Source organism: Aeromonas sp. V90_14, from assembly GCF_029967615.1.
GTDB lineage: Bacteria > Pseudomonadota > Gammaproteobacteria > Enterobacterales > Aeromonadaceae > Aeromonas > Aeromonas hydrophila.
The window spans coordinates 234,967-248,539 of record NZ_JASCAS010000034.1; the positions used below are offsets into that span (position 1 = coordinate 234,967).

Below are 13,573 nucleotides of genomic sequence, written 5' to 3' on the forward strand. Positions count from 1 at the left end.
CCTGGGGATCGGGTTATCGGCAGGCGCAGCGGCGCCCTTCGGGGTCCCACGCTAGAGGGTTAATCCATTAACCACAAGCCAGGTTGCCCCATCCTCGTCACTTTTTGGACAATTAATTTGGGCAATAAAAAAAGCGGCCCAAAGGCCGCTCTCTTGTATGGCGTATCACTGGCTGGCGGATTATGCCGTGGCCAGCTTGGCCTGCTCTTCACCGCGCTTGAGCATGGCGTAGGAGACGCCGGTCAGCAGCGAGCCTGCCGCAATCGCCACGATATACATCATGACGTTGCTGATGGCGTGCGGGATGAACAGCACGAACAGACCGCCGTGGGGCGCCATCAGTTCACAGCCGAACAGCATGGAGAGCGCACCGGTCAGGGCGCCACCCACCATGCAGGCCGGGATGACCCGCATCGGATCCTTGGCGGCAAACGGAATGGCCCCCTCGGAGATGAAGCACAGACCCAGCACGAAGGAAGCCTTGCCCGCTTCCTGCTCCGCCTTGATGAACTTGGTGCGGGCCAGGAAAGTGGCGATCCCCATCCCCAGTGCCGGCACCATACCGGCGGCCATTACGGCAGCCATGGGGGCGTAGGTTTTGGAGGCCAGCAAGCCGACACCGAAGGCATAGGCCGCCTTGTTGACCGGGCCACCCATGTCGAAGCACATCATGGCACCGATGATGACACCCAGCAGCACGGCGTTGGCGGAGCCCATGTTGTTGAGGAAGGTGGTCATGGCATTCATGATACCGGCCACCGGGCCACCCACCACGTAAATCATCACCAGACCGGTAAACAGGCTGGCAAACAGCGGAATAATCAGGATGGGCTTGAGCGCTTCCAGGGTCACCGGCAGGCGCACCTTGTCGCTCAGGTACTTGGCGCTGTAACCGGCCAGGAAACCAGCCACGATGCCGCCAAGGAAACCGGCGCCCAAGGAACTTGCCAGCATGCCGCCGATCATGCCGGGGGCGAGACCCGGGCGGTCAGCGATGGAGTAGGCAATATAGCCGGCCAGCACCGGGATCATCAGGGCAAAGGCGGAGCCGCCACCGATCTTCATCAGGGCGGCGGCCAGAGTGCCTTCCACCTTGAACGCCTCGATACCGAACACGAACGAGAGCGCGATGATGAGGCCGCCCGCCACCACCATGGGCAGCATGAAGGAGACCCCGGTCAGCAGGTGCTTGTAGGGGCCAGCCTTCTCTTCTTTCTTGGGTTGGCTGGCACCGCTGTGGCGATAGGTTTTCGCCTCGGTCCAGGCCTTGTCGAGCTCGGCACGGGTTTTCTTGAGCGCAGCGCCCGTGCTGGTGCGATAGACCGGCTTGCCGTCGAAACGGGCCATGTCCACCTCGATGTCGGTGGCGAGGAACACCAGATCGGCGGCGGCAATCTCCTCGGCAGTCAGGGCATTCTGGGCACCGACCGAGCCTTGAGTCTCGACGCGGATCTGATGACCCAGCTGTTTGGCCATGGTCTCCAGCGCTTCTGCCGACATGAAGGTGTGGGCCACCCCCGTCGGGCAGGCAGTCACCGCCACGATGCGCTTGCCAGCAGCGGCCGGTTTGGTCGCTGCGGGCGCGGCTTGATGGCGATAGAGGCTGGCGCCGCTGGCGGCGGCGTCCAGCAAGGCGGCCGGATCCTGCAGGGCAAGATCCATGCTGCCCTGATAGACCCGCTTGCCATCATAGGCGGCGAGATCCACCGGGGCGCTGGCGACAACCAGCACCAGGTCGGCGGCGGCAATCTGCTCCTTGCCCGGTACCTGGCGAGGCTGCACGCTGGAGCCGACGTCGAGGGTGAGCTCCCAGCCAGCCAGTTTGGCCTGCTGTTCTATGCGTTTTGCAGCGAGAAAGCTGGTGGCAATGCCCGCCGGGCAAGCCGTAACCAAGATTGCTTTCATTGGGCATCTCCTGAGTTTTCCATTGAGGGGGTATGGCATTGAACCGGTGCCAGCGCATCCAGACGCTGTACGCGCACCTGTTCAAGCAAGGGGTTGAGCACACTGATATCGCTAAAGCCGACTGCCACCTGGCTGACCGCCAGTGCCGAGACGGCGGTGGCCAGCCGCAGGGTCTGCTCCGGCGTCCAGCCAAGACTGAGACCATGGGCGAGACCTGCCACCAGGGAATCACCGGCACCGACCGTGCTGACCACCTGCATGCGCGGCGGAATCGCCTGCCAGACGGCATCCGGAGCAAACCAGATCAGGCCATCGGCGCCGTTGGAGATCACCACGTTGGGGATCCCACTTGCCTGCAGCGCGCGGGCACATTCGGCCTGCTCGCTCAGGGTCTTGATGGGGCGACCCGCCCACTGGCTCAGCTCCTCCAGATTGGGTTTGACCAGGGTCGGCGCCGCCTTGATCCCTTCGCTTAAGGCCGCGCCGCTGCAATCGAAGATCACCTGCTTGCCTCTGGCCTTGAGCAGGCGGATCAGATGGGCGCAGTAATCGGGGGCCACCCCTTTGGGCAGGCTGCCCGCCAGCACAAACCAGTCGGCGTGCGCTGCCAGTTGGTCGATGGCCTGCTCCAGCGCGCTCACTTCCCCTTGGTGGATGGTGAGCCCCGGCAGATTGAGATCGGTGACCCTACCGGATTGCTCGGAGATCTTGACATTGATGCGGGTGCTGCCCGCCACGCGCACGAAGTGATCGGCCAGGGCACGCTCCGTAAACAGGGAGTCAAAGCTCTGCTGGTTATCGGCGCCAAGCCAGCCGGTGACGCCCACCTTGCGGCCCAAGTCCTTGAGCACCATGGCAACGTTGATCCCCTTGCCCGCCGCACGCAGGTTGGCCTCGTTCACCAGGTTCACCTCGCCCAGGCTCATCGCCTCGAGACGGGTGGTGAGATCGAGCGCCGGATTGAGGGTGATGGTCACTATGTCCATCAGTGTGCCCCCTCGCCCAGCCCGGCCGCAATGGCGGCGCCTATGCCCTTGAGCGCCGCTTCGGCATCCGGGCCTTCGACACGAAACGCCAGACGGTGCCCGCACTTGACGCCCAGACCGATGACCTTCATCAGGCTCTTGGCGGAGACCGCTTCGCCGCTGCCATCCAGATTCGCCACGCGAATATCGGATTCATACTCTTTGGCCACCTTGACCAGCATGGCGCCCGGACGGGCGTGCAACCCATGGGGGTTGATGATGGTGAAGGTGTCGGACAGACCGCTCGCCGGCCCCGCTTGCAGCATGGCCAGCCCCTCGCCGCCTGCCAGCGTGGCCAGCTGACCGGCAGCAGCCAGTTTGGCCAGATTGTCGAGCTGCGCCAGATGGCCGCTATCTGCGGCGCACAGCAGCAGCAGGGCGCTGACCGGTTGTTCCCCTGCGCTCAGCGCAGTGCTCGGGGTGGCCAGCACCCAGCCGGTCTGGGCTGCTTGTGCCCGCGCCAGCCAGATGCCCTCGCCCAGGTAGGCGGGTTCACTTGCCAGCAGGGCGCTCACCATGGCGGCATCGCCCCAGCCGGCGGATTTGGCGCGGGCGGCTGCGCCCAGCAGCAGCTGGTCGCGATCGTCGGCCGGGAAGTCGGCCAGGGCCAGGAACTGCACCTCTTTGGGCGCCGTCGCACCGGTCAGGATATTGATGATGGTGTCGGCATCGGTGGCCTCTTTCAATTGCACCGCCGCCTGCTCGTCACCCAGCACGTGGGTAAGCTGGCGCAAAATACCCAGATGCTCGTCGGATTTGGCGGCGATGCCGATGGCGACGTAGGCGATCTGCCCCTCATCCCACTCGATCCCCTGCGGGAACTGGGCCACCATGACGCCGGTGTTCTTCACCAGATGCCGGGTGTCAGTGGTGCCGTGGGGAATGGCGATGCCGCTGCCAAGATAGGTGGCGTGCTGCGCTTCACGCGCCAGCATGCCATCTACATATCCCGCTTCCACCAGACCGGCTTCGGTCAGTTTGCCTGCCAACAGGGCAATGGCCTCGGCCTTGGTTGCCACCGACTGCCCCAGCAGGATCTGCTGTCGCGCCAACTTCAACATAGAGATTCTCCATCAGGTGCCGGGCGGCCTGACCGTACCGGCTCATCAAACATAACCATTCGTACCACTCGCCTGCTGACAATAGACCGGATTGCATCCCTTCGCGGGTCATACCCGGTTTTTATGCCCGACCATCGATTGTCTGCTGACAAGCTGAATCGTTTCACTTACACTCAGACTGAATCGTTTCAGCGAATTGATCAAGTACCCACAAAGAGTGCTTTTCAATGATATGATCCCGCGCACACTTTTCGGTGCCCTCACCAGGCAGTGCCCGTGGGCCTTGCAACTCAAACAGAGCCAACATGATGAAACTGGATGAAATCGCCGCCCTCGCCGGTGTCTCGCGCACTACGGCCAGCTATGTGATCAATGGCAAGGCCGACCAATACCGCATCAGCCAGGCCACCCGCGACAAGGTGATGGCGGTGGTCACCGCCCACAACTACCAGCCGGACAGCCGCGCCGCCTCCCTGCGCGGTGGCCAGACCAAGACCCTGGGCTTCATCCTGCCCGACCTGGAGAACGCCAGTTACGCCAAGCTCGCCAAACGGCTGGAGCAAGGAGCGCGGGTACAGGGTTATCAGCTGCTGATCGTCTGCTCGGAAGATGACCCCGCCACCGAGAAAGAGCTGGCCGAGATGCTGGCCAGCCGCCACGTGGACGCGCTGCTGGTGGCCAGTTGCCTGCCGCCCGAAGATCCCTTCTACCTCGGCCTGCAGACGCGCGGCATCCAGGTGCTCGCCATCGACCGGGCCATGGCGGCCGACAAGTTCGTCACCGTGGCCAGCGAAAACCAGAAGGCGAGCTGCGATCTCACCGCCTCCCTGCTCTCGCCAGCAATCAAACACATCGCCCTGATCACCGCACTACCGGCACTCACGATCAGCCGGGAACGCAAAGCGGGCTTCGAGCAGGCCGTCGCCAGCCACAGCACGGCTTGCCATCTGTGTGAAGGGGCCCACTTCTCCCGCGCCGAGGGCTACCGCCTGATCAAGACGCTGCATCAACAGCTCGGCCAGCTGCCCCAGGCACTGATAGCCACCTCCTACATCCTGATGGAGGGGGTGCTCGACTATCTGCTGGAACAGGAGACCGACATGAGCCGGCTGGCCATGGCCACCTTCGGCGACGATCGCCTGCTCGATTTTCTCCCCTTCGGCATCAACTCCCTGCCACAGCAGCACGATGCCCTCGCCAGCCAGGCGCTGGAGCTGGCCCTCAAGGCGATTGGCGGTGAATATCAGTGCGGGTTGCACTATGTGAGCCGTACCCTCAAACGCCGCCGCTGATACTCTCTGCATCGCGCGCCGCTGCGACCCGGTGCGCCGGGGCGCGTTTTTTCACCAGTCGAAGTGCACTCCTGTCATCTTTTATTTCCACTTATTCTGCCCACTCAGTACAAAATCCGCCTTTACACGCTTGTACCCAACATTTTAATTCGCTAAGTTGGCAACCATCTTTTACAACCAGCGGATTTTTCGTAACGATGGGTTCACTCCGATATTGCTAGCCTCCGGTCTCGACCCCGGAGGCGCCTTGCCAACACCTCATATGCCTGCTGCGCACGGCGCAGTTTCTCGATTCGGATGGACACCATGAATACCAAAACCCTGGGATGTACCCTGTTGATTGCCGGCACCACCATAGGCGCCGGCATGCTGGCCCTGCCGCTGGCCTCCTCCTCCCTTGGCGGACCCGCCACCCTGCTGCTGATGATCGGTCTCTGGGGCCTGATGGCCTTTACCGCCATGCTGCAGGTGGAAGCGAGCCTCAACACCGGCAAGTGGTACCTGCACCAACTGGCGGATCACCTGCTCGGCCCCTGGGGCAAACGCATTGCCTCCTTCTGCATCCTGATGCTGTTCTACTCGCTGGCCTCCGCCTACATCAGCGGCGGTAGCAGCCTGCTGGCCCAGGCGCTGGCCGATGCCGGCCTGCCCCTCAGCCAGGAGCAGGCGGCCTGGGCCTTTACCCTGCTGTTTGGCGGCATGGTCTGCGTCGGCACCAAACAGGTGGATTACCTCAACCGACTGATGTTCACCGTCAAGCTGGTGATCATGGTGGCCGTCCTCGGGCTGCTGCTGCCGCGCGCCGAGGGACAGCACCTGCTCTCCATGCCGCTCGGTCAGGGCTTGTTGCTGGCAGGCCTGCCGGTCATCTTCACCTCGTTCGGTTTTCACGGCTCCATCCCGAGCGTGATGCTCTACCTGGGGGACTGCCCCAAGCAGCTGCGCCGGGTCTTCGTGTGGGGCTCCGCCCTGCCACTCATCCTGTATGTACTGTGGCAAGTGGCCATCCTGGGGCTGCTCGGTCAACAATCCCTGATCCAGACCGGCGGGGCGCTGGACAGCCTTTTGGCCAACGTCAGCAATCTGGTGAGCTGGCCCGCCTTCAACCAGGCGATGCATCTGTTCGCCGATCTGGCGCTGGCCACCTCCTTCCTCGGGGTGACGCTGGGACTGTTCGACTTCATGGCCAAGGTGACCCGCCGCAAGGACAACTGGCAGGGCCGCACCCAGACCGGCCTCATCACCTTTGTGCCGCCCCTGCTGTTTGCCCTCTACTTCCCGCAGGGCTTCATCATGGCGCTCGGCTACGCCGCCATCGCGCTGGCGGTGCTGGCTGTGCTGCTGCCGGTGGCCCTGGTGTGGCAGAGCCGCAAGCAAACCGAGACGCACCACTACCGCGCCCCGGGTGGCGTGCTGGCCCTGGGCCTTGCCGGCGCCATGGGGGTGCTGATCGTCGGGGTGCAGATAAGCGTCAGCATGGGATTGCTGCCCGCACTCTAAGCCAGAATCGGTATTGCATGCCCCAATAGCAAAAGCACAAAAGCCCCGCCAACCCAGTTGGCGGGGCTTTTTCTATGCCATCGGTACATGCCATCGATATAAAGGGGTCCGCTGGCGCGGTGATCATCTCCCTGATGCACCACGCGTTCATATATGCACCATATATCGACATTCTGTATATATGTGAACAATTCTTGTACACTGATAACAGATCGCCTTTTTGGCAACAGAACACACGCTCAATCCCGCAAGGAGCCTGACATGGTCGCAACCGCACACGTGCAACGGCAAGATGACGCCGTTGATCCCAGCAAGGCGCTGCCGGTGGTGTTTCGCATCCTGGACAAATGGCAGTGCAACACAGATGAACAGTTGCGACTGCTCGGCATCTCTTCCCGTTCAACCTTGAACAAGTACAAAGAGTCCCACGGCGGGATCAGACTGAGTGCGGATCAGCAGGAGCGAATGAGCTACCTGCTCAACATTCACAAGAGCCTGCGGGTGCTGTTCAGCGCGGACGAGAGTATCTATGGCTGGGTACGCAAGTCCAACAGCCACCCCTTCTTCGCCGGCCGCAGCGCCATGGAGGTGATGCAGGGTGGCCGCGTGGCCGATCTCTATGAGGTCGCTACCCGCCTGCACGCCTGGCGCGGAGGCATGGCCTGATGCAGACTCCCCCGCAGCGTGCATTCAAGGACGAGTCCGCCTACCGGATCATCCCGAGCCGCTACCCCACCATCTGCATCTATGAGGATGTGGCCAACGCCGACGAACTGGAGGCGGTCTGGGCCATCGAGGCATTGACCAACGACAGGCTGAGGGAAGAGGCCGGCGAGCTGACGCGAGTACCGAAAGCAGACTGGCTGGTGGGCTTGGCTGGCGGCAGCCATGTGATGGCCGCCTTCACCCACCTCAATCCGGAGGGGGCCCGCTTCACCACCGGTGATTTTGGCGGTTATTACTGCGCCCCCAGTCTCGACACCGCCATCAAGGAGACGGTCTACCACCAGGAGCGCGTCTTCGGCTACACCCGTGAACCCGCCCAGAAGGTGCAGATGCGGGTGATCCATGCCGAGTTCAGCGCCAGCCTGGTCGACATTACCGGCGAGGCCTTTCTCGCCACACCGCTCTACCATGCGACCGACTACGGATATTCCCAGGCCTTCGCCCGCGAGCAGAAAGCCCTGGATGTGGACGGCATCTGTTACCGCTCGGTGCGCCACAGCGGCCACGACTGCTACCTGCTCTATCGCCCACGCCTGGTCAGCCGCGTTCATCAGCCCCGCCATCTGGAGTACCACTGGAACGGCAGCGCCATCGCCAACGTGCTGCAAATCACCCTCTATGGCGAGTGACCGGCACTGCCCGCCTCACTCGGCCGACTCCCGGATATAGAAAAGCCCCGCCAGAGTGGCGGGGCTTTTTACATCAACCGAGCGAGGGAGCGGGCTCCCTGGCCGCTTACTGGTTGTGGGTAGCGCGACGGGGACGACGAGCCTGAGCCGGTTTGCCGGCACCGCCTTCCGGACGCTGACCGCCCTGAGGCTTGGGTTTGCCACCGTTGCCGGAGCGGTTACCGCCGCCATTGCCACCATTGGCAGAGCGACCGGCACCCTGACGCTGGCCTTGACCTTGCGGGCGCGGCGCACGGCGCTGCTCGCTCGGATCGCGCGGCTCTTTGCGCAGCGGCGCACCGATGCCACGGGCGATGTTGTCCAAGGTCTCGCGGGAGGCTTCAAAACCGGCCACCTGCTCGCACGGAATGTTCTGCTTGGTCAGCCGCTCGATGGCCTTGATGAGCTTGCCTTCATCGGCCGCGACCAGGGAGATGGCATGACCGGCGGCGCCGGCACGGCCGGTACGACCGATGCGGTGCACGTAGTCTTCCGCCACGTTCGGCAGCTCGAAGTTGACTACCTGCGGCAGCTTGTCGATGTCCAGACCACGGGCGGCAATGTCGGTCGCCACCAGCACCTTGACGCTGCCATCCTTGAAACCGGCCAGGGCGCGGGTACGGGCCCCCTGGCTCTTGTTGCCGTGGATGGCGGCGGCGCTGACGCCGTTCTTGTCGAGGGTCTCGGCGACGCGGTTGGCCATGTGCTTGGTACGGGTGAACACCAGCACCTGCTGCCAGTTGTTGCTGGTGACCAGGTGGCTCAGCAGGGCAATCTTGTTGGCCTTGTCACAGGGGTGCACCAGCTGCTCGATACGCTCGGCGGTGCTGTTGCGCGGGGCGACTTCGATCACCGCCGGGTTGTCCAGCAGGCCGGTGGCCAGCTCGCGGATCTCGTCGGCGAAGGTGGCCGAGAACAGCAGGTTCTGGCGCTTCTTCGGCAGCAGGGCCAGGATGCGGCGGATGTCGCGGATAAAGCCCATGTCGAGCATGCGATCCGCTTCGTCCAGCACCAGGATTTCCACTTCGTCGAACTTGACGGCGTTCTGGTTGTACAGATCCATCAGGCGGCCCGGGCAGGCCACCAGCACGTCCAGACCACGGCGGGTGGCCATCATCTGCGGGTTGATGCTCACGCCGCCAAATACCACGTGGCTGCGGATCGGCAGGTGTTTGCCGTAGTTGCGCACGCTCTCGCCCACCTGGGCGGCCAGCTCGCGAGTCGGGGTCAGCACCAGGGCACGGATGCGATTCGGGGAGACCTTGCGCTTGCTTTCAGTCAGACGCTGCAGCATCGGCAGGGTAAAACCTGCGGTCTTGCCGGTCCCGGTCTGGGCGGCGGCCATCAGATCACGGCCAGCCAGTACCGCCGGGATCGCTTGTTGCTGAATGGGAGACGGGGTGTCGTAGCCTTGCTCGGCAACGGCACGCAACAAGGGTTCGGCCAGACCGAGGGAAGTAAAACTCATAGTTACCTGCTAGGGATAGGGGCGCCGACAATCCGGGATGGGGCTCCTCTGCTGAGCCGATGCCATCTCGCCAGACTCGGGCCTGTTGAGAACACAACGATTTCCCCGGGGAGCAGAGCAAAGGGGAAAGAATAGGGGCGCAGTCTAACGGAGTTATTGAGGAGAAACGAGAAAAATGTGACGTTCCTCCCAGCATGTTTGCCAAAAGCAGGTCACCGTCCCGCCCGGAAAAGCCGCTCAAGAACTCATTCGAATCAGGCTATGCTTGATGCCAGATAACGGCGATACCGCCGCATCCGTCCTGTACAAGGAGGTTCAGGTTCATGCGTGTTCATCTTCTGTCAGCCGCCCCTGGCTGGCTCTTGCTCTCCCTGCTGGCGATTGGGCTCTCTCTGCCGCTGCAAGCCAAGCCCAGGCTATCGGTGGCCTGGAGCCACTGGCCCCCGTTCAGTTACATCAATCCCCAGGGGACGCTGGATGGGCTGGACGTCACCCTGACCCGCCAGATCTTGAGCCAGGCGGGGCTGGAATCTCACTTTCGCAACCTGCCCTGGGCCAGGGCCATCCATCTGCTCGAACAGCAACAGTTGGACGTGGCCATGGGGGCGCTCGATACGCCGGAGCGGCGTGCCTTTGCCCGCTTCTCGGTGCCCTATCGGCGCAGTACCTTCGTGCTGCTGAGCAACAACCCCATCCCGGGCCAGCGTGATCCTTGGCTGGCGGTGTCAGACCTGCCGCAGCTTTGCCAGCAAAGCCAGCTGCGCCTTGGCAAGCTGCGCGGCACTCGCCCCATCCAGCTGATGGAAGCGTGCCCCGCCCTCAAGAACGCGAGCGAATACAACGCCGATGACCGACTGGTCGATCTGTTGCTGGCTCGCCGGCTGGACGGCGTCATCATGGAGTGGCAATACGCCCGCTACCGGCTGCAACAGCTGGGGGCTGACAGCTTTATCCGCTGTCAGTTGCTGCTCCACCACCAACCGGTCAGCCTGATGTTTGCCAACTCGGCCGTCACCGATGCGCAGCTCGCCCGGGTCAATGGGGTGATTGCCGGCCTGCCCCCACCCGGCCGTGACGTGGCGCCTCCCCCCTGCCGGCTCGACAACCCGGCGGCTGAGCAGGTGGCGCCCGGTCAGTGATCCAGCGCGATGAAGGCCCATGAAAAAGGCGACCCTGAGGTCGCCTTTTGACTGTGACTGCGTCTGTACCACTCGATCAGCCGAGCAGTAAACAGGCCGATCAGCGCAGTTGCGGGGTATGGGTCAACACTCCCTGGTTCTGGGCACGGTGGCGCAGCAGGTGATCCATCAGTACCAGTGCCAGCATCGCCTCGGCGATGGGCACGGCACGAATGCCGACGCAAGGATCATGGCGCCCCTTGGTGATCATCTCGGTGGCCTCGCCCTCGGTGGTGATGGTCTTGCCCGGAACCGTGATGCTGGAGGTGGGCTTTAAGCCTAAGCTCACCACGATATCCTGACCCGACGAGATGCCGCCCAGAATGCCGCCCGCATGGTTGCTGGCAAAGCCAGCCGGGGTCATCTCGTCGCGGTGCTCGGAGCCTTTTTGCTCCACCACCGCGAACCCGTCACCGATCTCCACCCCTTTCACCGCATTGATGCCCATCATGGCATGGGCGATGTCGGCGTCGAGGCGATCGAACACCGGCTCACCGAGGCCCACCGGCACATTGCTGGCGATGACCTGCACCTTGGCACCGATGCTGTTGCCCTCTTTTTTCAGGTCGCGCATGTATTGATCGAGCGCTTCCAGCTTGCCCGCATCGGGGAAGAAGAAGGGATTCTGCTCGATCTGCGCCGCGTCGAAGGCTTCTGCCTTGATGGGGCCGAGCTGGGAGAGAAAGCCGGTTATCTCGATACCGTGCACCTGCTTCAGGTACTTCTTGGCAATGGCCCCCGCCGCCACCCGCATCGCGGTTTCACGGGCGGAGGAGCGACCGCCGCCACGATAGTCGCGCTGGCCGTACTTCTGGTGATAGGTGTAATCGGCGTGGCCCGGACGGAACAAGTCCTTGATGTCGGAGTAGTCCTTGGAGCGCTGATCGGTGTTCTCGATCAAGAGCCCGATGGAGGTGCCGGTGGTCTTGCCCTCGAATACCCCGGAGAGGATCTTCACCTCGTCCGGCTCGCGGCGCGGCGTGGTGTAGCGGGAGGTACCGGGCTTGCGCCGGTCCAGATCCCCCTGCAGATCCGCTTCGCTGATCTCCAGTCCCGGCGGGCAGCCGTCGACCACGGCGCCCAGCGCCAGGCCGTGACTCTCGCCGAAGGTCGTCACACGAAAGAGTTGGCCGAAACTGTTCCCTGCCATGAGTGCTCCTGCTTAGCTCTTGTAAATCGCGAAATAGTCCTGGTATTGCACCAGATCGGCACGGCTCATCACGAACACGCCGTGACCGCCGTTCTCGAACTCGACCCAGGTAAAGGGCACGTCCGGGAACTGGGCTTCCAGATGGATCATGCTGTTGCCCACCTCGACCACCAGCACGCCATCCTCTTTGAGGAAATCGGCGGCATTGGCCAGCAGGCGCTTGGTGAGCTTGAGGCCATCGGAGCCGGAGGCCAGCGCCAGCTCGGGTTCGTGACGAAACTCGTCCGGCAGATCCGACATGTCTTCGGAATCCACGTAGGGCGGGTTGGAGACGATGAGATCGTACTTGTCGCCCACCGGCAGATCGCGGAACAGATCGGAGCGGATCGGGATGACCTGCTGCTCCAGCCCGTGATCGTTGATGTTGCGCTCGGCCACGTTGAGAGCATCGACGCTGATGTCGATGGCATCCACTTCGGCTTGTGGGAACTCGTGGGCCATGATGATGGCGATGCAGCCGGAGCCAGTACACAAGTCCATGATCCGGGTCGGTTCATGCTTGAGGAAAGGGGCGAAGCGGTTGGCCACCATCTCGGCGATGGGGGAACGGGGAATGAGCACCCGCTCGTCCACGTAGAACTCCCAACCGGCATACCAGGCCTTGTTGGTCAGGTAGGCGGCCGGTACCCGCTCCTGCACGCGGCGGATGATGAGCTCGGCGATGCGGTGCCGTTCGCTGGTGGTCAGACGGGAGTGGCGCATACCCGGATCCACGTCCGGCGGCAGATGTAGCGCGGGCAGTACCAGCTGCACGGCTTCATCCCAGGCGTTGTCGGTACCATGTCCGTAGAAGATCCCGGCGTCGTTGAAACGACTCATGGCCCAGCGCAACATGTCCTGGATGGTGTGCATCTCGGCAACCACCTCATCGATAAATATCTTGTCCAAATCCACCTCCAAGTCGAGTAATATCCGGCCCGAGAATTCTATACAGCGAGCAAGACGAGTACCTGATGAAAAAAACGCCCTCACCGACAGACGAGGAAACCCAGCTGTTCCGCGATGCGATAAAAGGTACCCGGAAAATCAAGCAAGATACCATAAGGGCCGACCTGCGCCCGGTCAAGCAGAAACGCGAACTGCGTGAGAGCCGCGAAAAGCTTGGGGTTGACCACTATTTCAGCGACGAGTATCAGCCCCATCTGGAGGAGGATGGCCCGACCCGTTACGTGCGCGAAGATGTGTCAAAATTCGAGCTGAAAAAGCTCAAGCGCGGCAGCTATCCGCCCGAGATCTACCTCGACCTGCACGGCATGAACCAGCAGCAGGCCAAACAGGAGCTGGCGGCCCTGCTGACCCTCTGCCAAAAAGAGAACATTCACGTCGCCTCAGTGATGCACGGCATCGGCAAACATATCCTCAAGCAGCGCATTCCAAGCTGGCTGGCCCAGCACCCCAACGTGCAGGCGTTCCATCAGGCCCCCCGCGAGTGGGGCGGCGACAGCGCCATCCTGGTGCTGCTGGATATCGAGGAGTAGCCCTCGTCCTCTGGCATGCTCTGGCGTACGTGCAGAGCGGCATAAAAAAACCACCGCGACCT

At 62.8% G+C, this 13,573-nt stretch carries 12 protein-coding genes; 6 read left to right on the forward strand and 6 right to left on the reverse strand.

All coding sequences use genetic code 11. The features are described from left to right. Nucleotides 1–180 precede the first annotated feature (180 nt). Genes fruA through fruB form a run of 3 tightly spaced genes read right to left on the reverse strand, consistent with a single transcriptional unit; the run spans nucleotide 181 to nucleotide 3,991 of the window. Nucleotides 181–1,905, reverse strand: coding sequence for a PTS fructose transporter subunit IIBC (gene fruA / locus QLG02_RS14640; protein ID WP_282465511.1), 1,725 nt, complete (start codon nucleotides 1,903–1,905; stop codon nucleotides 181–183). Next, the gene (pfkB, locus tag QLG02_RS14645) at nucleotides 1,902–2,891 is read right to left on the reverse strand and encodes a 1-phosphofructokinase (RefSeq protein ID WP_282465512.1); all 990 of its coding nucleotides are present in this window, start codon (nucleotides 2,889–2,891) and stop codon (nucleotides 1,902–1,904) included. The genes fruA and pfkB overlap by 4 nt, the downstream gene beginning before the upstream one ends. Then, the gene (gene fruB / locus QLG02_RS14650) at nucleotides 2,891–3,991 is read right to left on the reverse strand and encodes a fused PTS fructose transporter subunit IIA/HPr protein (RefSeq protein ID WP_282465513.1); all 1,101 of its coding nucleotides are present in this window, start codon (nucleotides 3,989–3,991) and stop codon (nucleotides 2,891–2,893) included. Before fruB ends, pfkB begins: the two co-directional genes overlap by 1 nt. A gap of 305 nt (nucleotides 3,992–4,296) precedes the next feature. Here fruB and cra point away from each other — a divergent pair, with 305 nt between their 5' ends. The 4 genes from cra (at nucleotide 4,297) to QLG02_RS14670 (ending at nucleotide 8,138) form a co-directional block, all read left to right on the forward strand. After that, nucleotides 4,297–5,283 (forward strand): catabolite repressor/activator, encoded by a 987-nt coding sequence (cra, locus tag QLG02_RS14655; RefSeq protein ID WP_201902891.1) that lies wholly within the window; start codon nucleotides 4,297–4,299, stop codon nucleotides 5,281–5,283. Nucleotides 5,284–5,589: 306 nt separating this feature from the next. Further along, entirely contained in the window at nucleotides 5,590–6,783 is a 1,194-nt protein-coding gene (locus QLG02_RS14660; RefSeq protein WP_254201261.1) for an aromatic amino acid transport family protein, read from the forward strand. Nucleotides 6,784–7,044: 261 nt separating this feature from the next. Beyond that, on the forward strand, nucleotides 7,045–7,449 hold the full coding sequence (locus tag QLG02_RS14665) for an MbcA/ParS/Xre antitoxin family protein (protein ID WP_282465514.1): 405 nt from the start codon (nucleotides 7,045–7,047) through the stop codon (nucleotides 7,447–7,449). Further along, the gene (locus QLG02_RS14670; RefSeq protein WP_282465515.1) at nucleotides 7,449–8,138 is read left to right on the forward strand and encodes an RES family NAD+ phosphorylase; all 690 of its coding nucleotides are present in this window, start codon (nucleotides 7,449–7,451) and stop codon (nucleotides 8,136–8,138) included. The genes QLG02_RS14665 and QLG02_RS14670 overlap by 1 nt, the downstream gene beginning before the upstream one ends. A 106-nt stretch (nucleotides 8,139–8,244) precedes the next feature. Here QLG02_RS14670 and QLG02_RS14675 read toward each other — a convergent pair whose 3' ends face one another. After that, nucleotides 8,245–9,645, reverse strand: a complete 1,401-nt coding sequence (locus QLG02_RS14675) for a DEAD/DEAH box helicase (RefSeq protein ID WP_011706195.1) — start codon at nucleotides 9,643–9,645, stop codon at nucleotides 8,245–8,247. A gap of 323 nt (nucleotides 9,646–9,968) precedes the next feature. Here QLG02_RS14675 and QLG02_RS14680 point away from each other — a divergent pair, with 323 nt between their 5' ends. Further along, entirely contained in the window at nucleotides 9,969–10,784 is an 816-nt protein-coding gene (locus QLG02_RS14680) for a transporter substrate-binding domain-containing protein (protein WP_282465516.1), read from the forward strand. 100 nt (nucleotides 10,785–10,884) lie between these two features. Here QLG02_RS14680 and aroC read toward each other — a convergent pair whose 3' ends face one another. Together aroC and prmB are read right to left on the reverse strand one after the other, a co-directional pair. Next, on the reverse strand, nucleotides 10,885–11,973 hold the full coding sequence (aroC, locus tag QLG02_RS14685; RefSeq protein ID WP_016350634.1) for a chorismate synthase: 1,089 nt from the start codon (nucleotides 11,971–11,973) through the stop codon (nucleotides 10,885–10,887). Nucleotides 11,974–11,985: 12 nt separating this feature from the next. Continuing rightward, nucleotides 11,986–12,921, reverse strand: a complete 936-nt coding sequence (prmB, locus tag QLG02_RS14690) for a 50S ribosomal protein L3 N(5)-glutamine methyltransferase (RefSeq protein ID WP_024945276.1) — start codon at nucleotides 12,919–12,921, stop codon at nucleotides 11,986–11,988. A 65-nt stretch (nucleotides 12,922–12,986) separates the two neighbouring features. Between prmB and smrB the strand changes: the two genes are divergently transcribed. After that, the gene (smrB, locus tag QLG02_RS14695; RefSeq protein ID WP_016350633.1) at nucleotides 12,987–13,511 is read left to right on the forward strand and encodes an endonuclease SmrB; all 525 of its coding nucleotides are present in this window, start codon (nucleotides 12,987–12,989) and stop codon (nucleotides 13,509–13,511) included. Nucleotides 13,512–13,573 lie beyond the last annotated feature (62 nt).